The sequence below is a fragment of the Microbacterium sp. NPDC060132 genome, assembly GCF_042729675.1.
In the GTDB taxonomy this organism is placed as follows: domain Bacteria; phylum Actinomycetota; class Actinomycetes; order Actinomycetales; family Microbacteriaceae; genus Microbacterium; species Microbacterium sufflavum.
Window position 1 is genome coordinate 1,800,839 of the sequence record NZ_JBHWXU010000001.1, and the last position, 23,472, is coordinate 1,824,310.

Consider the following 23,472-nt stretch of genomic DNA (forward strand, 5'->3'; position numbering starts at 1 on the left):
TCCTCGCCGTTGACCGTGGGGGCACGGCGGGCGCATAATTCATCGCATGATGAATAACGTGGCGGTCGCGATCGCGCAGCTCCGGGTGCGACGGGGAAAGGTGCGGGTGTTCGACGGCGTCGACCTCACCATCCCGCGCGGACAGGTCACCGGACTGCTGGGTCCCTCCGGCTGCGGCAAGACCACCCTCATGCGCTCGATCGTGGGGGTCCAGCGCGTCGAATCGGGCGACGTGACCGTGCTGGGCGAGCCCGGCGGATCGCGACAGCTCCGGAACCGGGTGGCCTACGGCACCCAGGGTGCGGCGGTGTACGGCGACCTCACGGTGCGGCAGAACCTCGTCTACGTCGCCGCGCTGCTCGGGGCTCCCCGGGGCGATGTGGAGCGCGTGATCGACGAGGTCGGGTTGCGGGGCCAGGCCGGCCAGCTGGTCGAGTCGCTCAGCGGCGGGCAGTCCACGCGCGTCTCCCTCGCGATGGCCCTCGTCGGCGCGCCGGAGCTGATCGTGCTGGACGAGCCGACCGTCGGCCTCGACCCCGTGCTGCGCGCCGAGTTGTGGACCCTGTTCCGCGGCCTGGCCGACCGCGGCGTGACCCTGATCGTCTCCAGCCACGTGATGGACGAGGCGCTGCGCTGCGATCGGCTGCTGCTGATGCGCGACGGGCGGATCATCGCCGACACGACGCCCGCGTCGCTGCTGGCCGACACGGGCGCCGCGGATCCGGAGGCGGCCTTCCTCACGCTGATCGAACGGGACCGTGCGGCAGAGCACATCACGCGCCGATCCCGACGCGGTGCCCGGGAGCACGGAGAGGAGCAGGGGGAATGAACGGCCGCCGCATGTTCGCGACCGCGGCCCGCGTGCTGACGCAGCTGCGGCACGACCCCCGCTCGATCGCGCTGATGCTCGTCGCCCCCAGCCTGCTGGTCGGGCTGTTCGCCTGGCTGTTCGCGGAGCAGGAGGGCGTGTTCGACCAGTTCGGCGGGGCGATCCTGGCACTGTTCCCGTTCATCGTGATGTTCCTCATCACCTCGATCACCACGCTGCGTGAGCGCCGCTCCGGCACCCTCGAACGGCTCATGACCACCCCGCTCGGCAAGGCCGACTTCATCCTCGGGTATGCCCTGGCCTTCGGGCTCATGGCACTGCTGCAGGCGGTGATCACGGTGTCGTTCGCGGTGGGGGTGTGCGGGCTCGACGTGGAGGGCGAGCTGTGGCAGCTGGGCCTGGTCGCGGTGGTCGACGCCCTGCTCGGCACCGCGCTCGGGCTGCTCGCGAGTGCGTTCGCGCAGACGGAGTTCCAGGCGGTGCAGTTCATGCCGGTGCTGGTGTTCCCGCAGATCATCCTCGGCGGGGTGTTCATGCCGCGCGACCAGATGCCCGATGTTCTGCACGCGATCTCGGACTGGCTGCCGCTCAGCTACGCGATCGACACGATCAATGCGGTCGGCGCGGGCGACGGCGGGTGGGACGTGTACCGCCCGCTGCTCGTGGTGGTCGCGTTCTGCGTCGGAGCGCTCGTGCTCGCGTCGCTCACGCTGCGGCGTCGCACGGCCTGACCAGGCGGCCTCCGCTCAGTGCGGCGTGCGGTTCTTCGTGTGGCGGGTGGGGGCGGCCGACCATGGGTCCTCCGGCCAGGGGTGCTTGGGGTAGCGTCCGCGCATCTCGGCGCGCACCTGCGCGTACGGCCCCGACCAGAACGACGCGAGATCGTCGGTGACCGCGAGCGGACGCCCGGCGGGGGACAGCAGGTGGAACAGCACGGGCACGCGGTCGTCGACGAGTCGGGGAGTCTCGGCCCAGCCGAAGCACTCCTGCAGCTTCACAGCCACGACGGGGCGCGCGGACGCGTCGTCCGCGTCGGGATAGCCGATCCGCACGCGCGAGCCGCTGGGCACCTCGAGCCGCTCGGGGACGAGGGCATCGAGGCGCGACGCCTCGGGCCAGGGGAGCAGCCGGCGCAACGGCGAGGCCAGGTCGATCCGTGCCGCGGGTGTGCCGGCGGCGAGGGCGTCGAGCTCGGGCCCGAGCCACGCGTCGAGGGTCGCGAGCAGGCCGGCATCCGACACGTCGGGCCACGGGTCGCCGAGCTCGCGCCGCACCAGCGACAGACGACGACGCAGGGTGTCGGCCGCCTCCGACCACGCGAACACGCCGAGCCCGTCGCGTTGCAGCGCCCGGCGAACGGCATCTCTGCCCTCGTCGGCGGAGGCACGCACCGGCACCGAACCTCGCAGGATCGCGCCGATGCGGCGCTCGCGCCTGGCCTGCACGCGTCCGTTCGTGAACGCGGCCTCGACCCGGTCGGTCATCAGGTGCTGTGCGGCCCGCTCCATCTGCGCCTCGGACAGCGCCGCGGCGGCACGGATGATCGCTCCCGACCCTGCCGCCGCACGCCCCGCGGCGCGCGTGACGTCGGCGACCGCGATCCACTCCGACGCCGCGAGCGGTCCGCGCATCCCCGCCCTGGTGCCGGACGCGAGCAGGAACGTCGCCCCGTCCGCCGTGCGCTCGACCCGCTGCGCGATCCGCTCGGGGAAGGCGAGGGCGATCACGAGACCCGTGCCGTCGAGACCGGAGCGGACTCCCGGCGTCGCGGGGACCAGTCGTCGGAGGCGATCCGCGTCGGTGCGCCACCGGGCGTCGGGAGTGCGTCCGCTGCGGAGAGCGAAGAGCGCCTGCGCCGCGTCGGCATCGGCGATGCGCACGTCGCCGCTCAGCAGGGCGACGACCTCGGCCGCCAGCGCCGCACCCACGAGCGGACTGCCGTCGCGGAGCGCGCGGGCGAGCCGCGGGTCGGTCGGGATCCGCGCCAGGTCACGGCCCTCGACGGTGGCGCGTCCTTCGTCGTCGATCGCGCCGAGTGCGCCCAGCACCGTCAGGGCGTCCGCCAGGCTGTCGGCCGGCGGTGGGTCGATCAGGCGCAGTCCCGCGCCGCCGGGCGCACCCCAGCACGCGAGCAGCAGTGCGGCATCCGTCAGATCGGCCACCGCGATCTCGGGGGCGGGGCGGGCGGGTGCCGCGGCGTAGGTGCGTTCGTGGACGCAGCGCACCACGATGCCCGGTCCCTGACGCGTGGCGCGGCCGGCGCGCTGCACGCACGAGGAGCGGGGTGCGGCGGTCGTGACGAGTCCCGTCATCCCGCGGGCGGCGTCGCGCTGCGGCTGCCGCGCCAGGCAGCTGTCCACCACCAGGCGCACCCCCGGCACGGTGAGCGACGATTCGGCGAGCGACGTCGTGACGATGATGCGCGGCGGGTCGGAGGCGCGCCTCCCGCGGATCACGGCGTCCTGCGCGGCGGCGGGGAGCTGACCGTGCAGCTCGCGCACGTCGTACGACCCGTCGGCGTCCCGGACGCGGCGGGCGATCTCCGCCACCTCGCGAGCTCCCGGTGCGAAGACCAGCACGTCGGCCGTCGGATCGTCGCGGGTCAGGTCGCGCGCGGCGGAGACGGTGGTGCGGGCGACGTGATCCAGGAACCCCCACGTCACCCCGCGCTCGTCGAGCCGCGGGCCGGGGCTCGGCGCCCACCGCTCGGTGAGCGGAAAGGCGGGCACCGCGTGCTCGACGACGGCAGCCGGACGCTCGTCTGTGCCGATGACGCCGGCGATGCGGGCGGCGTCGAGGGTCGCGGACATCGCGACGAGCGTCAGGTCGTCGCGCAGCTGCCGCACCTCCGACAGCAGCCCGATCAGCAGGCCGGTCTCGAGAGCTCGCTCGTGCACCTCGTCGACGATCACGGCGTCAACGCCGTCCAGGCCCGGGTCGTCGAGCAGCCGCCGCAGCAGCACCCCGGCCGTGACGAACTCGACCCGGGTCGACGGTCCGACGGAGCGCTCGCCGCGCACGGTGAATCCCACGCGCTCGCCCAGGGTGGAGCCGTCGAGCTGCGCCAGTCGTCGGGCCGCTGCGCGTGCCGCCACGCGGCGGGGTTGTGTCACGATCACGCGGCCGGGAACGCGAGAGGCGAGCAGGGGCGGGACGAGTGTGGTCTTGCCGGTGCCGGGAGGAGCGCTCACCACGACCGCCCTGTCGACGTCGAGAGCCGCAGCGACGTCGGGGAGGGCGGCCGCGAACGAGAGCCCAGCGCCGATCGCGGCGAGGTCGAAGGCGGCGGACGTCATCGCCCCAGTCTGCCGGTTCACGACGTGTCCCCTCCTGCGCCGCCTGCCTCCGATCGGGCCCTCAGCCCACCCGAGGCTCGGGAATCGAGGAGTCGTGTACGTCGCCGGGCGCAGAAAGCGGATGCCGCGACCCGGTGGGCCGCGGCATCCGCTGTCCTGTCGCGCTTACTCCGCGGTGGCGATCGCGCTTACTCCGCGGCGGCTGCCGGGGGCGCGGGGGGCGGCGGCGTGGTCGGGGCGGGCGTACGCGGCGCCGACGCGGGCGCGGCGGGGGCACCCGCCTCCGCGACGCCGGCACCGATGCCGCGACCGACGGCCTGGCCCTGGATGATCCCGGCGAGGTCGAGCCCGGTCGCGGAGTGCACGCTGTCGAACACCGAGCGCAGAGCCTTCGCGCTGTCGGCGCCGACGACCTGGGAGGCTCCGTCGTCGCCGGAGCCGCCCACGATCGAGACGTTGCCGATCGCGGCGTAGCCCTTGGCGAACTCGGCCATGATCGACGGCAGCACCTCCAGCACCCGCTGCGAGAGGAAGGCGTCCTGGTTGGAGGCGATGGCATTGGCCTCGGCCTCGACGGCGGCCGCGCGCGCCTCACCCTCGGCACGGATGGCCTCGGCCTCGGCGTTCGCGCGCAGGCGGCGGGCCTCGGCCTCGGCTTCGGCCTGTGCCCGCAGCGCATCGGCGTCACCCGTGGCCTTCGCGATGGCGGCCGCGGCCTCACCGTCGGCCCTGGCCTTGTCGGCCTGCGCCTGCTGCTCGGCGATGCGCGTGCGGGCCTCGGCCTGCTTGACCTGCTCGATCGCGGCGGCCTCGGCGGCGCGCTCACGCGTGTAGAGCTCGGCCTGCGCGCGCGTCTCGGCCTCGTAGCGCTGGGCGTCGGCCACGCGCTTCACGTCGGCGTCGAGCTGAGCCTGCTTGTTCTCCGCCTGCTGCTGCAGCACGGCCTGCTCGGCCTGCGCGCGGGCGAGCTGTTCGGCCTGCTCCGCCTCGGCACGCGCTCGTCCGATGCCGGCGTTCGCGTTGGCGGTGTTGGTGTCGAGCGCCGTCTGCTCGACGAGGTTCGCCTCCTGGTTGGCGATGTTCTTCTGGTTGATCGCGCGGTCGGCGTTGGTCTGCGAGATCTCGGCGGCCTGTCGCTTCGCCTGGATCTCCGGCGCCCCGAGCGACTGGATGTAGCCGACCTTGTCGGTGATGCCCTTGATCTGGAAGGAGTCGAGGATGAGGCCCTGCTCCGCGAGCTCCTGCGAGACGTCGGCCGCGATCTGGTCGGAGAACTTCTTCCGTTCCCGCATGAGCTCGACGACCGAGAGTGTCGCGACGATGCCGCGCAGCGCACCCTCGAGCTGCTCGGTGGTGAACTGCTCGATCGCCTTGTCCTGCGACGCGAAGCGCTCCGCGGCACGCCGCACGAGCAGCGGGTCGGAGCCGATCTTCACGATCGCGACGCCGTCGACGTTGAGGGTGACGTTGTCGAGCGACTGCGCCTCCGCGTTGAGCGAGACCTGACGGGAGCGCAGGGAGATGATCTCGTGGCGCTGCGTGATCGGGTTGACGAGGGACTTGCCGTTGACGATCACCGTGACCGGCGACTCCGACAGCTCCGAGCGGCTCGTGCCGTCGGCGGCGATCACCGCGCGCTGCACCTTCTGCTTGCGGCCCGAGATGACGAGCGCCTCATCGGCCCTGGCCACCTTGATCCAGCTGCGGGCGAACAGCAGCAGGATCAGCAGCAGGATGACCGCTGCGACGACGGCGATACCGATGATGATGAGGATGCCGACGATTCCGGCGATCTCCATGGATGACCTCCCTTGGTCCCCCCGAGGGGGCGGTCTGACGGGCCCGCGCGGTGTGCCGGGACTCGGTTCCACCCTGCCAGAAACCCCGGAGGGCCCGCTCTGCGCGGGGGTGATCGCCGACACATCGGGGAGAAGATGCGGCAGAGGCGGGGTGGGGAGAAGGGCTCGTGCCCCGTTCACGCGGTCGCGGTCAGCGGTTGCGGAGCTTCTCCGCGAGGTCGCGCAGCTGGCGCAGCTCGTCGTCGTCGAGCCGAGACATGCGTGACGCGATGGAGCGGCCGTGCACCGTGGCGAGGGAACGGAAGGCCCGGGCGCCGGCGTCGGTCGCGCGGATCAGTGCGCCGCGGCCGTCATCCGGGTCGGGGCACTTGGCGACGAGCCCGCGGGCGACCATGCGATCGACGAGGCGGGAGACGCTGGGCTGGCTGATCAGCATGTTCGCGGTGATGTCGCGCAGTCGCGCCGTCATGTCGGGGGAGCGGGTGACGGTGAGGAGCACGTCGTATTCGGCCTGCGCGAGCTCGTTGTGATCGAAGTCGGCCATCATGTCCGTGAACAGCTCGTGCTGCGCGCGGAACAGGCTCTCCCAGGCCTCCAGGGCGAGCTTGCGATCGGTCATCCTCACAGCGTAGCGGCCACAGTAAAGGGCCGGTCGGAGAGGCTCCCGACCGGCCCTTGTCCCTTGCACCAAGAGTGTCCTGCAATCACATGCGGTGGATGCCACAGCAAACATTCACCGTGCGATCACTGTATAACGACGAGGTAACGAATGCAACGGTTTGATCACGGAATCTTCGCGCGACGCGTGAGGTCGATCCGACCGAGTCGGCCTGAAGCCGCCGCGGGGCGCTCGCGGCTTGCCCTTTATATCGATAGTCATCAATATGGAGTCACGCCCATCTCGCGGTCTCAACCACCCGTTGACCCATCCACCCAGGAGCGCCATGACCGCCACCACCCCCTCCGTCCTCTTCGTCTGCGTGCACAACGCCGGGCGCTCGCAGATGGCCGCGGGGTTCCTCCGCGAGCTCGCCGGTGACCGCATCGAGGTGAGGTCCGCGGGGTCGCTGCCCGCGGACCGCATCAATCCCGTCGCGGTGGAGGCCATGGCCGAGGTCGGGATCGACATCACCGCCGAGCAGCCGAAGGTGCTCACCGTGGACGCCGTCAAGGCGTCGGACGTCGTGATCACGATGGGATGCGGCGACGCGTGCCCCATCTTCCCCGGAAAGCGCTACGAGGACTGGACGCTCGAGGATCCGGCAGGGCAGGGGATCGAGGCGGTGCGGCCGATCCGCGATGATATCCGCACGCGGATCGAGACGCTCGTGGGAGAGCTGATCTGAGCCGAGCTCCGGGCTCACCGTCCGTGGACGCGGGCGTTCCTCGCCCTTTCCCCCGAAGTGGGATATATTGCTGAAACGTAGAACTTCACTCTCCAATACTCCCCAACTGGAGGAACGCGTGACACTCTCAGGTGGTCCGCTCGAGCGTCGGTCGATGAGCGACGAGGCGTTCGTGCGGCTGCAGGACGCCATCATCAGCGGAGAGCTGCCCCCGGGGGAGCGACTGCGCGACTACGAACTCGCGGAACGCCTCGGCACCTCCAAGACACCGATCCGTCATGCGCTCGACCGCCTGGCCGACAACGGGCTCGTCGAGATGCAGCGCAACCGCTACACGCGGGTCGCCCCCATCGATCTCAACCGGGTCCGCAATGCGGTCGACCTGTTCGGCGACATCTGGATCGGCTCGGTGCGTCACGTGCTGCCGGTGATCCAAGACGACGACGTGTCGTATCTGGTCGAGCTCGCGGACGACATGGCGACGGCGGTCAATTCCCGAGACGTCATCGGGTTCGGCGCCGCACTGCGCGGTGCCGCGACCGGGTTCGCTCGCATCGAGGGCAACGCGGCGCGGGCGACGGTGATCGAGCGGCTCGGTCCTCAGATCCGCCGCTTCAGCCAGCACTCCAAAGACGTGTTCGACTGGGCGGCGGTGGGCGACGTGGTCGCCTCGATCCGTGACGCCCTCGAGGAGCGCGACGCCGTCAAGATCCGTGCCGTGCTCGTCACGCTGTTCGACGAGGTGCTGCCCTCCATCATCGACCGCGCGGAGGCCGAGGGCCTCGCCGGCACGACGGCCGAGTAGGACGAGGACACCGAACGAGGGCGGCCGCGCGGTGCGGCCGCCCTCGTCGTGTCCGGCGCTCTCGCGCTACGGCGTCAGGCGGTGCAGGTCGCGCGGGAACAGCGTGACCTCGCGGACGTTGGGCGCGTCGACGAGTCGCGCGATCCAGCGCTCCAGGCCGATCGCGAACCCGCCGTGCGGCGGCATCCCGTGCGCGAACGCCTCGAGGTAGCCGCGGTAAGCGTCGGGCGATTCGCCCCCGGCCTCGATCGCGGCGACCAGTTCGGAGTGACGGTGCCGCCGCTGCCCGCCCGTCACCAGCTCCAGCCCCCGGAAGAGCAGGTCGAAGCTGTTGCTCCAGCGCTCGTCGTCGGGTTGCGGGTGCGTGTAGAACGGACGCTTGGCCATCGGGTACCCCTCGACCGCGAGCACGTCGCTGCCGAACTCGGCCATGGCCCACTCGCCGAGCGCTCGCTCGTGCGCCGGTGCCAGGTCGGGCTCGTCGTCGGGCGCCCCCACCAGGCGCAGCGCGTCGCGGAAGTGGATGACCGGGATCTCCTCGGGGATCGTCGGCAGCGGCACCCGGAGCTGCGCCACGGCCGCGGCCGCCTCCGTGCGGATCCCGTCGAGCATTCCTCGCAGCACCTCCCCCAGGAGCGACAGCACGTCGCGGTGGTCGCGGACGAAGCCGAACTCCACATCGAGCGACACGTACTCGGCCAGGTGCCGCACGGTGTCATGGGGCTCTGCGCGGAACACCGGCCCCACCTCGTACACGCGCTCGAACACCCCGACGAGCTGCTGCTTGTAGAACTGCGGGCTCTGCGCCAGATACGCCGGACGGCCGAAGTAGTCCACGGGGAACACGTTCGCGCCCGACTCCGTCGCGGTCGCTACGATCTTCGGCGTGTGGACCTCGGTGAAGCCGGCGGCGTCGAGCGTGCGGCGAAAGGCCCGCAGGCTCGCGGCCGCCAGTTCCCAGGTCGCCCGGCGGGCGGGGTGGCGCCACAGCACCGGCGCGTGGTCGAGCAGCGTGTGCAGCGTCGCGTCGAGGGTCGGCCGCCACAGGTCCACCACGGGGGTCGCTGCGGGCTCGGACAGCAGCTCGATCCGAGGCGAGGCGACCTCGACGCCACCGGGCGCCTGCGGGTTCGCGGATACGGTGCCGGTGACGCGGACGACGGTCTCCTCGGGCGGCAGGCCGCCGTCGGGCAGCTCGCTCGGCCGCAGCACGACCTGCGCCAGCCCGGAGCGGTCGCGCAGGATCAGGAAGGCGACGGAGGCGAGCTGGCGGCGGCGGTGCACGTGGCCGAGGAGCGTGACGCTCCGGCCCGGCGCGGTGCGGGACAGTTCGGTCGCGAGCGTGCGACCGGGGTCGGGTGATCTCATTCTTCCTCCAGGTTGTGGAAGCCCTGGAGGTGCGGGCGGGGGCTAGATCGCGGTGCCACCACACCTTCGCCGGTGAGACACCGGCCTCTCGTCGGTACGCCGGACGCGCGGGGACCGCTTGCCGTCGAGGCCGGGGGTCGTCACGCCCCGCAGTCGCCACCGCCAGTCTAGGGGACCGGGTTCTCGGCAGATCCACAGCATTCCGATATGGGCGTCTCGTACTCTGGGACCTCCAAGGGGAGTACTCCGACACGGTCTGGTCGTCATTACGGATGCATCGCATCCCGGCCCACCGGTCCCGATTCGGGATGGAGAAGACTTTGGCGCTGTTCTGTCACGCCGAATCTGGAGTATCCCTTGGACGTCACCCCTCTCATCTGGGTCATCACGATCGCGGTCACGATCGCGTTCTTCGTGTACGAGTTCTTCGCCCACGTGCGCACGCCGCACGAGCCGACCATCGGTGAATCCGCCCGCTGGTCCATCTTCTACATCAGCCTGGCGCTGCTCTTCGGCGTGGGCATCGGCATGGTCTCCGGGTGGACGTACGGCGGCGAGTACTTCGCCGGGTACCTCACCGAGAAGGCCCTGTCGATCGACAACCTCTTCGTGTTCCTGATCGTCATGACCGGGTTCGCCGTGCCGAAGATCTACCAGCAGAAGGTGCTGATGATCGGCATCGTGATCGCCCTGATCCTGCGCGGCATCTTCATCGCGGTCGGCGCGACGCTGATCGAGAACTTCTCCTGGATCTTCTACGTTTTCGGCGCGCTCCTGCTCTTCCTCGCCTACCGGCAGGCGTTCAGCAACCACGAGAGCAACCCCGCGAACGGCCGCTTCATGACCTTCGTGCGCCGTCACCTCCCCGTCAGCGAGGAGTACAACAACGACCGGCTGACCGTCGTCAAGAACGGGAAGCGCTTCGTCACCCCGATGCTGCTGACCATCATCGCGATCGGGTTCATCGACCTCGTGTTCGCCGTCGACTCGATCCCCGCGATCTACGGTCTCACCGATCAGGCGTACATCGTGTTCACCGCCAACGCGTTCGCCCTCATGGGGCTGCGCCAGCTGTACTTCCTCATCGGCGGACTGCTGGAGCGCCTGGTCTACCTGGCCCAGGGCCTCGCCGTGATCCTCGCGTTCATCGGCGTGAAGCTGGTGCTGCACGCGCTGCACGTCAACGAGGTCCCGTTCATCAACAACGGCGAGCCGATGCTGTGGGCGCCCGAGATCCCGATCTGGTTCTCGCTGCTCTTCATCGCCGCGACCATCGCCGTCGCCACCGTCGCGAGTCTCCTCAAGACCCGCAAGACCTCGTCCCTTCCCCCCACGACCAGCACCACCCCCATCGACAAGGAGCACTCTTGAGCGCGCAGCGCTGTTCTGACTCTTCGGACTCTGACAGTACGGGCGCCCGGTTCATCCCGGGCGCTCACCCCGCACCCGGAGAGGAAGCCCGCTGATGGGCGACCTGCTCCTGAACATCGCCCTCGTCCTCGTGTTCGTGCTGATCGGCGGCGTCTTCGCGGCGACCGAGATGGCGCTGGTCACGCTGCGCGAGAGCCAGATCAACGCGATCGGCCAGCGCGGGAAGCGCGGCGCCAAGGTCGCCGGGCTGGCCCGCAACCCCAACACCTTCCTCTCGGCGGTGCAGATCGGCGTGACCGTGGCGGGCTTCGCGTCTGCCGCCTACGGCGCCACCTCGATCGCTCCGTCGCTCGCGCCCCTGTTCGAGAGCTGGGGACTCGCCCCCGCCGTGGCGCTCACGGTCGCCACCCTCGTGCTCACCCTCGTGATCGCGTACCTGTCGCTCGTGCTCGGCGAGCTCGTGCCGAAGCGTCTCGCGATCCAGCGCAACGCCCAGTTCGCGTATGCCGTCGCCCCGGCCCTGAACGGCTTCGCGACCGTCATGCGACCGGTGATCTGGCTGCTGTCCGTGTCGACGAACGCCCTCGTGCGGCTGCTCGGCGGCGACCCGCACAAGACCAGCGATGAGCTCACCGACGAGGAGGTGCGCGACATCGTCGCGACGCACCAGGGGCTGCCCGACGACGAGCGCCGCATCCTCGACGACGTGCTGTCGCTGCGCGGCCGCCAGGTGAGCGAGGTCATGCGACCGCGACCCGAGGTGGTGGCGCTCGACCAGGCCGCGACCGTGGGCGCTGCCATGCAGCAGGTGCGGGAGCTGCCGTTCTCGCGCTACCCGGTGTCGGACACCTCGATCGACGACATCACCGGGTTCGTGCACGTGCGCGACCTGTTCGAGGCCGCGGCCGACGACCCGGAGCGACCGCTGGCGGCCCTCGTGCGCCAGATCCCCTACATCCCCTCGACCGCCCGGGTGCTGCCGACGCTGACCCGCATGCGCGCGGAGGGCCACCACATCGCGGTCGTCGTCGACGAGTACGGCGGCACGGACGGGCTCGTGACGCTCGAGGACCTGGTGGAGGAGGTCGTCGGCGAGATCTTCGACGAGTACGACGCCGAGGTGTTCATCTCGGCCGACGACGGGCTCGACGGACGCCTCAACCTGCAGGACTTCGAGGAGGCCACCGGGCTGGCCATGCCGCGCGGATCGTCGGACACCATCGCCGGATTCGTCACGGAACAGCTCGGACGCCTCGCGGTGGTCGGCGACACGGTCGAGGTGCCCGGCGCGACCATCCAGGTGGCAGAGGTGGATCGGCGCCGGATCGCCCGGGTGCGGGTGACGCTGCACGCCGAGCCGGAGCCCGCCGCGGAGCACTGAGCGCGGGGGCGTCCGGCCGGCATGGTCAGGCCGGACGCACCGCGCTGCCGAGCTCGCTCAGGCCCTCGCTCAGAACCTCGACCAGCAGCCGCGCATAGCGGCCGTCGGGGTCGAGGTCGGGATCGAACACGGTGATGCTCGCACCGATCGCCCGCGGAGCGAGGCCCCGCAGCAGCGCCGTCAGCTCGTCGGCGGTGAGCCCTCCGGGATCGGGGCTGTCGACCGCCGGCATCACCGTGGGGTCGAGCACGTCGACGTCGAGCTGGAGCCAGTACGCCTCGCCCGCCGCTGCGGCGGACTCGGACGCGACGGCCTGGGCTCCGCGTGCGGAGACCTCGGCCGCGGGGGTCACGCGTGCCAGGAGGCCGCGAACCTCCTCCTGCTCCTCGTCGTCGTCGCGGTGTCCGACGTGGGCGGTGCGCCCCGCCGGGAAGTAGGGGGAAAGGCCGTCGATGTCGGCGATGGCCGGCCAGTGCAGGCCGATCGCCGCCGCCAGGGCCTCGCCGGCGACGGCCGCGCACTCCTCGCTGTTGCCGGGGTGGCGGAAATCGGTGTGGCCGTCGATGTGCACGAGTCCCGCTCCGCCGCGTCTCTTCAGAGCGATCCCGGCGCCGACGAGGATGCCGCAGTCGCCGCCGATCACCAGGGGTGCCTGCCCCGCGTCGATCGCGTCGCCGATGCGCGCGGCCAGGCGCAGCGAGTGGTCGACGAACGCGGCCTCGTTGCGCACCCGACCGGCCGGACGCACGTCGTCGTCGGCCACGTACCGGCCGGGGAGGACGACGCCGGAGTCGGTCGCGCCCCGGGCGGCGAACCGCTCGTGGAGGCCCGCCTCGCGCAACGCCTCCGGCGCTTTCGCCGAGCCGGGCACGCTCCCGGGCTCGGGCGGACGGAGGCCGAGGTTGCTGGGAGCGGACAGAAGAGTGATCATGCGGTCCACTCTGGCGGGGGCGACCGACATTCGCTCCGCCCGCGCGAGGGGAGTGGATTCAGCGCTCGTGGTCGTGCTCGTGGTCGTGGTCGTGCTCGTGGTCGTGCTCCTCGAGGAGCATGCCGACCGAGGTCGCGCACGCGTCACCGCGCCAGGCCTCGATCCCCTCGCGGACGGCGAAGCCCGCGATGACGAGCCCCGCGACCGCGTCGGCCCACCACCACCCCAGCAGCGAGTTCGCCACGAGTCCGACGAGCACGGCGGCGGACAGATACGTGCAGATCAGCGTCTGCATCGAGTCCGCGACCGCGGTGGCCGACCCCAGCTCGCGCCCCGCCCGGCGCTCGGCGAGGGAGAGGAACGGCATCACGACCACGCTCACCGCGGTCAGCACGATCCCGACCGTGCTGTGCTCCGGCCGCTCCGGCGCGATCAGGGCCAGGACGGAACTCGCCGTCACGTACAGCGCGAGCGCGAAGAACGCGACCCCGATCACCCGCAGCGTCGGCTTCTCCCAGCGCTCGGGATCGGGCCGCGTGAACTGCCAGGCGACCGCCGCCGCCGAGAGCACCTCGATCGTGGAGTCGAGCCCGAACCCGATCAGTGCGGCGGAGGAGGCCACGGAGCCTGCGGCGACGGCGATGATGGCCTCGATCACGTTGTAGCCGATCGTGACGCCCACGATCAGGCGGATGCGGCGGTGCAGCGTCTGCCGGCGGGGCTCGGCGACCACGGCCGCCATCAGCAGGTGCACCCCTCGCCGTCGCAGCAGTCCGGGTCGACGATCAGGGTGACCCGCATCAGCATGTCGAGCGCGGGAGCGAGGTGGCGGTCCGACAGGCGGTAGAGGCTGCGTCGCCCGTCGGCCGTGCTCTCGACGAGTCCGCAGCCGCGCAGGCACGCGAGATGGTTCGACATCGCCTGCCGCGAGACGCCGAGGGCCTCCGCGAGCTCGGCCGGGTACCGCGGCGACGACCGGAGGGCGAGCAGGATCCCGGCGCGCGTCGTGTCGGACAGCGCGTGCCCGAGGCGGGCGACGGCGGCGGTGTGCGGAGTCGAGGCGAGCGCAGTGGTCACCCCTGAACAGTACAGAAAGAAGTGAATTCAGAAAAGAGTGAAGCGGGAGGGGCAACGGATGCGACCGCCCCTCCCGCCGCGATCTCAGCGGATCGCGTACACCGCGCCGCCGACGATCACGGCCACCACGGTGGTCCAGCCGATGATCGCGACCGCCTGCCACACGAGGATCCGTCCCTTGCCCACGCCCGACGCCGCGAGCATGGTCGCGGTGAAGTGCGTGGGCAGCAGCAGCGGTCCCAGCAGGCTCACGCCGGGGACGCCGTAGCGCTCGAACGCCCGCTGGAACTTCTCGCGCCGCGCGGAGCCGCGCCCCTGCTCGGCCGCGGGCGCGGGTGCCACGTCATCCTCCAGGCTGCTCCCGCCGCCCGCGAGTGCGGCCTGCCGCGCCCTCGACCGGTCGACGATGGCGCGCCGCGCCCCCGAGCTCGCGAGCACCAGGACGGCCACGCACGCGAAGTTGCCCACCATCGCCGCGACGGCCGCCACCACCGGGGGGATGCCGCCGATGATCCCGATGCCCGCGGCACCCTCGCCCTCGATGAACGGCACCGCGCCGGCGAGAGCGACGATGAGGGGCTGCACCAGGTCGGGGACCTGGGCGACGAGGTTCTGGAACGTCTCGACGAGGTTCATGGGAGGGGCCTCCGGGAGTTTCGGCTGACGGGCTCTCCGTCGCCATGACCCCAGTCCACCGGAGGTGGGACGGCTGTGACAGTGCCGCGGCGTCACCTCTCTCCGGGCGCTTCACCCGCCGATCCCGTGACATCTGTCACGGCCCTATCGTGGGGAGCGTGACCCGCATCCCCCCGGCCTCCACCGTCGAACCAGCGCCCGGCTCCCGGCAGCTCGCCCGTGGCATCACCGCCACCTGGTGGTACACGGTGACCGCGGTGCTGTTCATCGAGCTCATGCTCGTCGGGGCATGGACGGGCATCGCGGCCGCGGTCGACCTGCGCGGCGGCGTGCTGCTCGTGGTGGGGCTGGGCGGCGTGGTGTGGTGCGCGTCGACGCTGCTGCTGCTGCTGGACTACCGCCACCGGCTGGAGGCCGGTCCGGGGGTGGAGTGGCGGCGCCTGGTGCTGCCGTTCGCGGTGGCGGTGGCCTACGGGGGCACGGCCGGGCTCCTCGTGGGCAGCTGGGAGCTGGCGGGCATGCCGATCGTGCAGTTCTTCGTGCTGCTGCGGTGGCCGCGCGGTGTCCGCGTGCGGGTGGTCGTCGCGGCGACGGTCGTGCTGGTGGGGCTCGCGGTGATCGACACCGCCGCCGACGGCTTCGGGGTGGGCGTCCCGTGGTGGCTGCCGATCGTGTACGCGGCGATGCTGCCGGGGATGACCGTCAGCTCGCTGTGGTGGTGGGACGTGCTGGTGACGCTCGACCGGGCTCGAGCCTCGGAGGCCCGGCTCGCCGCAACCCAGGAGCGGCTGCGGGTCGCCACCGACGTCCATGACCTGCAGGGGCATCACCTGCAGGTGATCGCGCTGCAGCTGGAGCTCGCGGAGCGGCTGCTGCCCGTGGACGCGCCCGCCGGAATGGAGCAGCTGCGCGCGGCGCGGGTGAGCGTGGACGAGGCGCGCCAGGGGACCAGGGACCTCGCGACGCGGTTCCGGTCGGTCCCGCTGGGCGATGAGCTGGCGAACGCGCGCGACCTGCTGGGCGCGGCAGGGCTGGACGTCGAGGCGCGCATCGCGACCGACGCGAATGCGGCGCCCGCGGCCGACCTCGGCCCGGTGATCCGGGAGACGACCACGAACGTGCTGCGCCACGGCGGTGGAGAGCGCGCGCGGCTGGTGCTCGAGCGCACGCGCGACGGGTGGCGGTACGAGATCGCCAACGGGGTCACGGACGGGGACGGGGGCGCGGACGGCGTGGAGGACGGGCACGGCGGCTCGGGGCTGGAGGGTGTACGGCGGCGGATCGCGGACGCGGGCGGCACGCTCGACGTGCGTCGCGACGCGGACGAGTTCGTGGTCGTGGTGACCGTGCCGTCCGCGGGGGAGGGCGGGCGATGATCCGGGTGCTGCTGGCGGACGACGAGGGGATGATCCGGTCGGCACTCGCCGCGCTGCTGCGGCTGGAGGACGACATCGAGGTCGTCGCGGAGTGCGCCGACGGGGAACAGGCCGTGGCGGAGGCGCTGCGGCTGCGACCGGACGTGTGCCTGCTCGACCTGGAGATGCCGGGGCTCGACGGGGTGCAGGTCGCGGAGCGGCTCGGCCGGGAGATCGCGACCCGGTGCGTGGTGGTCACCCGTCACGCGCGACCGGGCGTGCTGCGGCGTGCACTGGCCTCCGGGGTGTCGGGGTTCCTGCCGAAGTCGCGCGGGGCGGACGAGGTCGCGGCGGTGATCCGGCGGGTCGCCGCGGGAGCGCGCTACGTCGACCCGGAGATCGCGGCGGATGCGCTGAGCGACGAGCGCTCGCCACTGACCGACCGGGAGCTGGACGTGCTGCGGGCCGGGCGGCGGGGTGAGACGACGGGGCAGATCGCCAGGGCGCTCTCGCTCGCACCCGGAACGGTGCGGAACCACATCTCGGTGATCCTCGGCAAGCTGTCGGTGGCCACACGTCAGCAGGCGGTGCTGCTCGCGGAGGAGCGCGGCTGGATCTGACTCCCGATATGCTGGCTCGCATGGGAACAATATGCGCCGCGCCCGTGATGGGGCGCACTCTCGTGTTCCGCGACCGCCGCGCCTGACGGCGCGCTCGCTCTCCGCACGCCTCCGCGCGCCGTCCACAGAGATGTCATCGCACCTCGGGACGGGCTCTTTTCGCCGACTCCGCTCGCGCGTCCCTCGCCGAGGTGCTCCGATCCTCTTCCCGGAGCGCACCCATGCCTCGCAACCGTCCTCGTTCGATCCACGGCGGCCGCCACGAACTCGGCCAGAACTTCCTCCATCACGCCCCGACGCTCGACCACATCCTCTCGCTGGTCGAGCGCACGTCCGGCCCCATCCTCGAGCTCGGCGCCGGTGACGGTGCCCTGACGCGTCCCCTCGCCCGCCTCGGTCGTCCCCTCACCGCGATCGACGTGGACGAGCACCGCGTACGTCGGCTTCGATCCGACCTCCCGCAGGTACGCGTCGAGGCCGCGGATGCGACACGTCACCCGTTCGACGCCGAGGTGGTGGTGGGCAACGTCCCCTTCCACCTGACCACGCCGATCCTCCGTCGTCTGCTGGCGACGGGGCGATGGCGACACGCGGTACTGCTGACCCAGTGGGAGGTCGCTCGGAAACGCGCCGGAGTCGGCGGCGGGACCCTGATGACCGCACAGTCCGCGCCGTGGTTCGTGTTCGCCCTGGAGGGCCGTGTTCCGGCGTGGGGCTTCCGGCCGCAGCCGAGCGTCGACGGGGGGCTGCTGACGATCGCCCGGCGCGGGTCGCCGCTCGTGCCCGCGACGGATCGCCGCGCGTACGAGGCCTTCGTTCGGCGCATGTTCACCGGGCGCGGGAGCTCGCTCCCCGCGATCGTGGCCTCCGCAGGCGGCCTGTCGATGCCCCAGGCGCGCCGGGCCGTGGCCTCGGTGCGAGCGCAGGACCGCCGCCTCCCCCGTGACCTGGGCCCGGAGCAGTGGGCGGGGCTGTGGCGCGAGGCGGGGCGGAGGCCATGAGGGGTGGTGGCGCCCCCTCCGTCACGCGTCCGGCGGCGTCTTCGCGGCCTGCGAGAATGGAGGCGCCGAGTCCCGAGCCGAGGAGCCACCGTGCCGTTCATCTCCACCCGTGGCGGCATGCAGCCGCAGTCCTTCAGCGAGACCCTGCTCGAAGGGCTCGCGCCCGACGGAGGCCTGGCGGTTCCCGAGGTCATGCCCGAGGTCGACGGTGAGACCCTGGAGCGCTGGCGCGCACTCACGTACCCCCAGCTCGCGACCGAGGTGCTGGGGCTGTTCGCGACCGACATCCCCCGCGAGGATCTGGCGCGCATGACGGCCGCCGCCTACGCCGACTTCCCCGACGGGGTGGTGCCGCTGCGCCGCATCGACGACGACCTCACGCTGGTCGGTCTCTCCGAGGGGCCGACGCTGGCGTTCAAGGACATGGCGATGCAGTTCCTCGGGCAGGTGCTCGAGTACACCCTGGAGCGTCAGGGATCGGTGCTGAACATCCTCGGCGCGACCTCGGGCGACACCGGGTCGGCGGCCGAGCACGCCCTCCGCGGCAAGGAGCGGGTGTCGGTGTTCATGCTGTCGCCGCAGGGCCGCATGAGCGCGTTCCAGCGGGCGCAGATGTTCTCGCTCGACGACGCCAACGTGCACAACATCGCGGTGGAGGGCGTGTTCGACGACTGCCAGAACCTGGTCAAGAAGCTCGCCGGCGACCTCGACTTCAAGCGCACCCAGCACCTCGGCGCCGTCAACTCCATCAACCTCGCGCGCATCACCGCGCAGACCGTCTACTACTTCTGGGCGTGGCTGCGGGCCACCGACGCGGGCGGCTGGGCCGAGGTGTCGTTCACCGTGCCCTCGGGCAACTTCGGCAACATCCTGTCGGGCTTCTTCGCGAAGCAGATGGGCCTGCCGATCCGCCGCCTCGTGCTGGCCGCGAACGAGAACAACGTGCTCGACGAGTTCTTCCGCACGGGCGTCTACCGGCCGCGCAGCGCCGCGCAGACCCTCGCCACCTCGAGCCCCTCGATGGACATCTCGAAGGCGTCGAACCTGGAGCGCTTCATCTTCGAGCTGGTCGACCGCGACCCGGCGCGGGTGGTCGGCGCGTGGGACGACCTGGAGGCGCAGGGCTACGTCGACTTCTCGGCGGAGCAGGAGCGGTTCGCGGAGGAGTTCGGCATCGTCAGCGGCACCTCGACCCATGAGGACCGGCTGGCCACCATCCGCTCCGTGTACGAGGCCTCGGGCGAAGTGATCGACCCGCACACCGCCGACGGCGTCAAGGTCGCGCGCGAGTACGTGGAGCCGGGCGTTCCGATGCTCGTGCTGGAGACCGCCAAGCCGGAGAAGTTCGCGGAGACCATCCACGAGGCGATCGGCGTCGAGCTCGGCTACTCGCCCGAGCTGCGCGCGATGCTCGACGCCCCCCAGTACGTGACGGAGATGGCCGACGACGAGCAGGCCCTGCGCGCGTTCATCGCGGAGAACGCCCTGCACTGACACCGAGGCCCTTCATCGCGAAAGACCCCCGACCGCCGGCGCGGTCGGGGGTCTTCGTCCTTCCACGGGAACTTATCACGCAGTAACTGCCAAGAGTTGTTACTGTATCTGCATGAATGAAAGTGCGGACTCCGTCCCGACGGCCATCGAGGCGCGTCATCTGTCCAAGTCCTACGGGAAGGGCGAGAGCAGATTCCTGGCTCTCGACGACGTGTCGTTGCGGGTGCGGCGGGGCGAGTCCCTGGCCATCGTCGGCAAGAGCGGGTCGGGCAAGTCCACGCTGATGCACCTCCTTGCGCTTCTGGACCGCCCCGACGCCGGAGAGGTGCGGGTGGACGGCGCTGATGCGGCGACGCTGTCGCCGCGGGCGGTGAACCGGATCCGCAACCGCCGCTTCGGCTTCGTCTTCCAGCAGTTCTTCGTCACCCCCGGTGCCTCGGTGCTCGACAACGTCATCCTCCCGCTCACGATCGCGGGGATCCCCGCCGCCGAGAGGCGACGCCGCGGCATGGAGGCCCTGCGCCGCTTCGGCCTGGAGGACAAGGCGCGGGGCCGTGCGAACGACCTGTCCGGCGGGCAGAAGCAGCGCGTCGTGCTGGCTCGGGCGCTCGTGTCCGAGCCCGAGGTCATCTTCGCCGACGAGCCGACGGGAAACCTCGACAGCGCGACCGGCGCCGTCGTCGAAGATGAGCTCTTCGCGCTCCAGCGCGACCACGGAATCACCCTCGTCATCGTCACGCACGACGATGACCTCGCCGCACGATGCGACCGCCGGGTCGTGGTGCGCGACGGGCGCCTGGAGGATGCGACGGGGGTGGCGGCATGAACGCGCTCGACCTGGTGCGCACCGCCGCGTCGCACACGTTCCGCAGCAAGCTGCGCACCACGCTGACCGTGCTGGCGCTGTTCGTCGGAGCGTTCACGCTCACCCTCACGACCGCACTGGGCGCCGGTGTCTCCGACTACGTCGCGAAGCAGGTGGCGTCGCTCGGCGCCGACGACGTGCTGCTCATCTCGGCGGGGACGGGGACGGCGACCGACGCCGGGCCCCAGCCGTACGATCCCGCGACCTCCACGGCCTCCGGGGGTCCTGCCAATCCACTCACCGGCGGGGGAGCGCTGACGCCGCAGGACATCTCCGCGCTCGAGGGCATCGACGGACTGCGTGACGTGTCGCCCGTCTCGGCCGTCGCGGTCGACTGGATCCAGGGACCGGGGTCGCAGAAGTACGAGTTCGCGATCGCGCCCACCTCGTCGATCGCGCGGGCGGACCTCGTCGCCGGCTCGCAGCTGGATGCCGAGGCCACCGAGAACCAGATCACCCTCCCGCTCGACGACGTCGAGCCGCTCGGCTGGGCCGACCCCGGCGACGCGGTCGGTGCACGGGTCGAACTGGGGTTCACCGACGTGCTCGGCGGCCCCCACACCATCGAGGCGACCGTCGTGGGCGTCTCGAACACGAGCCTGCTCAATGCCGGCGCCGGGGCCAACGCCGCCCTGGTCGACGCGATCGCGGCGGAGCAGCGCGCCGGGTCGTCGGCGCCGGAGCGCTTCCAGGTCGCGGTGGCCTCCTTCGACCCGAACGCCAGCGCCGACGACGTGCGCGACCTGAAGGACCGGGTCGCTGACGCGGGGATGACCGCGCAGACGATCCAGGACCAGCTCGGCATCGTGCAGACGGTCATCGGCGGCATCACCGGTGTGCTCAACGCGTTCGCCGTGATCGCCCTGCTCGCGGCCGCTTTCGGCATCATCAACACGCTGCTGATGAGCGTGCAGGAGCGCACGCGCGAGATCGGGCTCATGAAGGCCATGGGGATGAGCAACGGACGGGTGTTCGCGCTCTTCAGCATCGAGGCGGCGATCATCGGCGTGCTCGGCAGCGTGCTCGGCGTCGTCGTGGCCGTGCTGGTGGGACTGCCGCTCAATGCGGCTCTCGCCCAGGGGCCGCTCTCGGGTCTCGCCGGTCTTGACCTGCTGCTCTTCCAGCCGCAGGGGATGCTGGGCGTCGTCGCGCTCATCGTCGTCATCGCATTCCTGGCGGGCACGCTACCGGCGCGACGCGCGTCGCTGAAGTCACCCATCGACGCGCTGCGATACGAATAGAGCATGCCCGCGCCCGCAACCCCGCACAGCAGCAACGCCCGCGGACGGGCGACGGCGCGCGCGATCGAGACCGCGGCGGTGCGGCTGGCCCTGGAGAAGGGGCCGGCCGCGCTGACGGTCGACGAGATCTGCGCGGCGGCCGGCGTCAAGCAGCGCACGTTCTTCAATCATTTCCCGACCAAAGAGGACGCGCTCCTCGGCAGCGCGCTGCCCCGGCTCAACGAGCAGCGGGTGCGCGAGTACCTCAGCGATGCGACGGTGGGTGTGCTCAGCGGCGCTCTGGGTCTGGTCGAGCTGCCGGCGTCCCCCGACGGGCAGGAGGACCTCGCGGCAGCTCGCATGCGCGTCCTCGCCGCTTCGCCGGCCCTCGCCGAGCGCCAGGCGAGTCGGCTGCTGCCGTTGGCGCGCGAGGTCAACGAGGTCATCCGCCTCAAGCTGCGTGCCGTCGGCCCCGGCCAGGCGGCGGAGCGCATCGACGCCGCCGCGTCCGTGCTCACCCGCATCGCGAGCGCGCTCGTACTGCAAGCCGGGCGGGCGGGCGAGGCGGAGCCCGGCCTCGACGATCTCCGGTGGATCTGGGACCGCCTGCTCTGACGTCGCGTGCAGAGTGCACAGCGACGGGCGATGTTCGTGCGGATCGCACATGTCGGGCGGTGAGGCGCGGTGGCTACGGTGGCGGCAACCCGTTCCCCCCTCCTCCCGAAGGATCCTCATGGCACGCACGGCGCACGCAGACGACTTCGCGCTCTCCCGAGTCACGCCGGAGGCCCGCAAGCCCTGGTTCGGAATCGCAGTGCAGCGATTCGGTCAGGTCTCGGCCCTCTCGCAGTTCCTCCTCGGCGCGACCCTCGGCTACAGCATGACGTTCGGCGAGGCCGTCCTCGCCTTCCTGTTCGGCTCGATCATCCTCGAGGTGATCATGTGCGTGGTCGGTTTCATCGGCCAGCGCGAAGGCCTGAACACCGCCCTCCTCGCCCGCTGGACCGGCTTCGGGGAGATCGGCGCCTCGCTGGTCGGCCTCGCGATCGGCATCAGCCTGATCGGCTGGTTCGGCATCCAGTCGGCGATCTCGGCGCAGTCGCTCGACGCCCTCATGCCCGGCGCCCTGCCGGTGTGGGCGTGGAGCCTCATCTTCGGCCTCGCGGTGACCGCGATCGTGGCCTTCGGCTTCGTCGGCATGCAGTGGCTCGCGAACATCACGGTGCCGCTGTTCCTGATCCTGGTCGGATGGTCGGTCATCTCCGAGCTGAGCCGCCACGACATCGGTGAACTGCTGACCGGTCCGGCCCCCGGCCCCACCATGAGCGTGTGGGCGGGCACCGGCATCGTCGCGGGCGGCCTCATCGTCGGCGCCATCATCACCGGCGACATGACCCGCTTCAACCGCTCGCGCGCCGACGTCGTCAAGCAGACCGTGCTGGGCGTCTCGCTCGGCGAGTTCGTGATCGGCCTGGCCGGCGTGCTCCTCGCGCACGCCGCCGCCACCGGCGACATCGTCGCGATCGTCACGTCGTCGGTCGGCTTCATCGGCCTGTTCATCGTGCTGACCGGCACGCTGAAGATCAACGACTGGAACCTGTACTCCTCCACCCTCGGTCTGGTGAACTTCATCTCCACCGCGTTCGGCAAGAACCTGCACCGCGTGACCACCACGATCGTGCTCGGCGTCGTCGGCTCGGTGCTCGCCGCGGTCGGCATCCTCGGGCAGTTCACCGAGTTCCTTGTCGTGCTCAGCGTCGCGTTCCCGCCCATCGCCGGCATCATGGTCGCCGAGTACTACGTGGTGCGGCGCTGGCGTCCCGAGCTCGACGCGACCCGCGAGCAGGGCACGCTTCCGGCCACCGCTCCGCGCATCGTCCCCGCGACCATCGTCGTCTGGCTGGTCTCGTCCCTCGTCGGGTACTTCGTCACCTGGGGCATCCCGTCGCTGCTCAGCCTCTTCCTGTCGATGGTGCTGTACATCGTCGTCGGCAAGTTCGGCTGGGTGCGCGGCGTCGGCGTCGCCACCACGCGCCAGGCGAGCCCCGTCGACAGCGCCCCCGCGGCGGTCTGAGCGA

22 protein-coding genes are annotated in these 23,472 nt (G+C 71.4%); 14 read left to right on the forward strand and 8 right to left on the reverse strand.

Annotated features, from left to right (window positions below; genetic code table 11):
• Positions 1-46: 46 nt before the first annotated feature.
• Both ACFWCH_RS08800 and ACFWCH_RS08805 read left to right on the forward strand, forming a co-directional pair.
• Positions 47-829, forward strand: a complete 783-nt coding sequence (locus tag ACFWCH_RS08800) for an ABC transporter ATP-binding protein (protein ID WP_378803372.1) — start codon at positions 47-49, stop codon at positions 827-829.
• The gene (locus tag ACFWCH_RS08805; RefSeq protein ID WP_378803373.1) at positions 826-1,560 is read left to right on the forward strand and encodes an ABC transporter permease; all 735 of its coding nucleotides are present in this window, start codon (positions 826-828) and stop codon (positions 1,558-1,560) included. Before ACFWCH_RS08800 ends, ACFWCH_RS08805 begins: the two co-directional genes overlap by 4 nt.
• 15 nt (positions 1,561-1,575) lie before the next feature.
• Here ACFWCH_RS08805 and hrpB read toward each other — a convergent pair whose 3' ends face one another.
• From hrpB to ACFWCH_RS08820, 3 genes are all read right to left on the reverse strand, one after another.
• On the reverse strand, positions 1,576-4,125 hold the full coding sequence (gene hrpB / locus ACFWCH_RS08810; protein WP_378803374.1) for an ATP-dependent helicase HrpB: 2,550 nt from the start codon (positions 4,123-4,125) through the stop codon (positions 1,576-1,578).
• Between the two features lie 188 nt (positions 4,126-4,313).
• Entirely contained in the window at positions 4,314-5,924 is a 1,611-nt protein-coding gene (locus tag ACFWCH_RS08815) for an SPFH domain-containing protein (RefSeq protein WP_378803375.1), read from the reverse strand.
• Positions 5,925-6,114: 190 nt separating this feature from the next.
• Positions 6,115-6,543, reverse strand: coding sequence for a MarR family winged helix-turn-helix transcriptional regulator (locus tag ACFWCH_RS08820; protein ID WP_136031703.1), 429 nt, complete (start codon positions 6,541-6,543; stop codon positions 6,115-6,117).
• A gap of 325 nt (positions 6,544-6,868) precedes the next feature.
• Between ACFWCH_RS08820 and ACFWCH_RS08825 the strand changes: the two genes are divergently transcribed.
• Together ACFWCH_RS08825 and ACFWCH_RS08830 are read left to right on the forward strand one after the other, a co-directional pair.
• On the forward strand, positions 6,869-7,270 hold the full coding sequence (locus ACFWCH_RS08825) for an arsenate reductase ArsC (protein WP_206251770.1): 402 nt from the start codon (positions 6,869-6,871) through the stop codon (positions 7,268-7,270).
• 154 nt (positions 7,271-7,424) lie between these two features.
• Complete coding sequence (locus ACFWCH_RS08830; RefSeq protein ID WP_136031707.1) at positions 7,425-8,075, forward strand: GntR family transcriptional regulator; 651 nt, start codon at positions 7,425-7,427, stop codon at positions 8,073-8,075.
• Between the two features lie 66 nt (positions 8,076-8,141).
• Here ACFWCH_RS08830 and aspS read toward each other — a convergent pair whose 3' ends face one another.
• Positions 8,142-9,443 carry an aspartate--tRNA(Asn) ligase gene (gene aspS / locus ACFWCH_RS08835; protein ID WP_247638356.1) on the reverse strand — a complete coding sequence of 434 codons (1,302 nt, stop codon included), beginning with the start codon at positions 9,441-9,443 and terminating at the stop codon, positions 8,142-8,144.
• Between the two features lie 357 nt (positions 9,444-9,800).
• Here aspS and ACFWCH_RS08840 point away from each other — a divergent pair, with 357 nt between their 5' ends.
• Both ACFWCH_RS08840 and ACFWCH_RS08845 read left to right on the forward strand, forming a co-directional pair.
• Positions 9,801-10,814: a TerC family protein gene (locus tag ACFWCH_RS08840; RefSeq protein WP_378803376.1), complete on the forward strand. Its 1,014-nt coding sequence runs from the start codon at positions 9,801-9,803 to the stop codon at positions 10,812-10,814.
• A 94-nt stretch (positions 10,815-10,908) separates the two neighbouring features.
• On the forward strand, positions 10,909-12,195 hold the full coding sequence (locus ACFWCH_RS08845; RefSeq protein ID WP_136031713.1) for a hemolysin family protein: 1,287 nt from the start codon (positions 10,909-10,911) through the stop codon (positions 12,193-12,195).
• Between the two features lie 25 nt (positions 12,196-12,220).
• On the opposite strand, the gene ACFWCH_RS08850 is transcribed toward ACFWCH_RS08845, so the two are convergent.
• From ACFWCH_RS08850 to ACFWCH_RS08865, 4 genes are all read right to left on the reverse strand, one after another.
• Complete coding sequence (locus ACFWCH_RS08850; RefSeq protein WP_378803377.1) at positions 12,221-13,126, reverse strand: arginase family protein; 906 nt, start codon at positions 13,124-13,126, stop codon at positions 12,221-12,223.
• Positions 13,127-13,184: 58 nt separating this feature from the next.
• On the reverse strand, positions 13,185-13,868 hold the full coding sequence (locus tag ACFWCH_RS08855; RefSeq protein WP_378803378.1) for a cation diffusion facilitator family transporter: 684 nt from the start codon (positions 13,866-13,868) through the stop codon (positions 13,185-13,187).
• On the reverse strand, positions 13,868-14,203 hold the full coding sequence (locus ACFWCH_RS08860) for a helix-turn-helix transcriptional regulator (RefSeq protein WP_136031719.1): 336 nt from the start codon (positions 14,201-14,203) through the stop codon (positions 13,868-13,870). The genes ACFWCH_RS08855 and ACFWCH_RS08860 overlap by 1 nt, the downstream gene beginning before the upstream one ends.
• Before the next feature lie 84 nt (positions 14,204-14,287).
• On the reverse strand, positions 14,288-14,839 hold the full coding sequence (locus ACFWCH_RS08865; RefSeq protein ID WP_378803379.1) for a small multidrug efflux protein: 552 nt from the start codon (positions 14,837-14,839) through the stop codon (positions 14,288-14,290).
• A gap of 158 nt (positions 14,840-14,997) precedes the next feature.
• Between ACFWCH_RS08865 and ACFWCH_RS08870 the strand changes: the two genes are divergently transcribed.
• The 8 genes from ACFWCH_RS08870 to ACFWCH_RS08905 all read left to right on the forward strand — a co-directional run bounded on the left by ACFWCH_RS08870 (position 14,998) and on the right by ACFWCH_RS08905 (position 23,468).
• The gene (locus tag ACFWCH_RS08870) at positions 14,998-16,215 is read left to right on the forward strand and encodes a sensor histidine kinase (RefSeq protein WP_378803380.1); all 1,218 of its coding nucleotides are present in this window, start codon (positions 14,998-15,000) and stop codon (positions 16,213-16,215) included.
• The gene (locus ACFWCH_RS08875; protein WP_136031725.1) at positions 16,212-16,814 is read left to right on the forward strand and encodes a response regulator transcription factor; all 603 of its coding nucleotides are present in this window, start codon (positions 16,212-16,214) and stop codon (positions 16,812-16,814) included. Before ACFWCH_RS08870 ends, ACFWCH_RS08875 begins: the two co-directional genes overlap by 4 nt.
• A 221-nt stretch (positions 16,815-17,035) precedes the next feature.
• A complete protein-coding gene (erm, locus tag ACFWCH_RS08880; protein ID WP_136031727.1) occupies positions 17,036-17,815 on the forward strand; it encodes a 23S ribosomal RNA methyltransferase Erm in 780 nt (259 codons plus the stop codon).
• Between the two features lie 90 nt (positions 17,816-17,905).
• Positions 17,906-19,309 (forward strand): threonine synthase, encoded by a 1,404-nt coding sequence (gene thrC, locus ACFWCH_RS08885; RefSeq protein ID WP_378803381.1) that lies wholly within the window; start codon positions 17,906-17,908, stop codon positions 19,307-19,309.
• A 112-nt stretch (positions 19,310-19,421) separates the two neighbouring features.
• Positions 19,422-20,135, forward strand: coding sequence for an ABC transporter ATP-binding protein (locus ACFWCH_RS08890; protein ID WP_136031731.1), 714 nt, complete (start codon positions 19,422-19,424; stop codon positions 20,133-20,135).
• On the forward strand, positions 20,132-21,415 hold the full coding sequence (locus ACFWCH_RS08895) for an ABC transporter permease (RefSeq protein WP_136031733.1): 1,284 nt from the start codon (positions 20,132-20,134) through the stop codon (positions 21,413-21,415). Before ACFWCH_RS08890 ends, ACFWCH_RS08895 begins: the two co-directional genes overlap by 4 nt.
• Before the next feature lie 3 nt (positions 21,416-21,418).
• Positions 21,419-22,009 (forward strand): TetR/AcrR family transcriptional regulator, encoded by a 591-nt coding sequence (locus ACFWCH_RS08900; protein ID WP_378803382.1) that lies wholly within the window; start codon positions 21,419-21,421, stop codon positions 22,007-22,009.
• 118 nt (positions 22,010-22,127) lie between these two features.
• Positions 22,128-23,468, forward strand: a complete 1,341-nt coding sequence (locus tag ACFWCH_RS08905) for a purine-cytosine permease family protein (protein WP_378803383.1) — start codon at positions 22,128-22,130, stop codon at positions 23,466-23,468.
• Positions 23,469-23,472 lie beyond the last annotated feature (4 nt).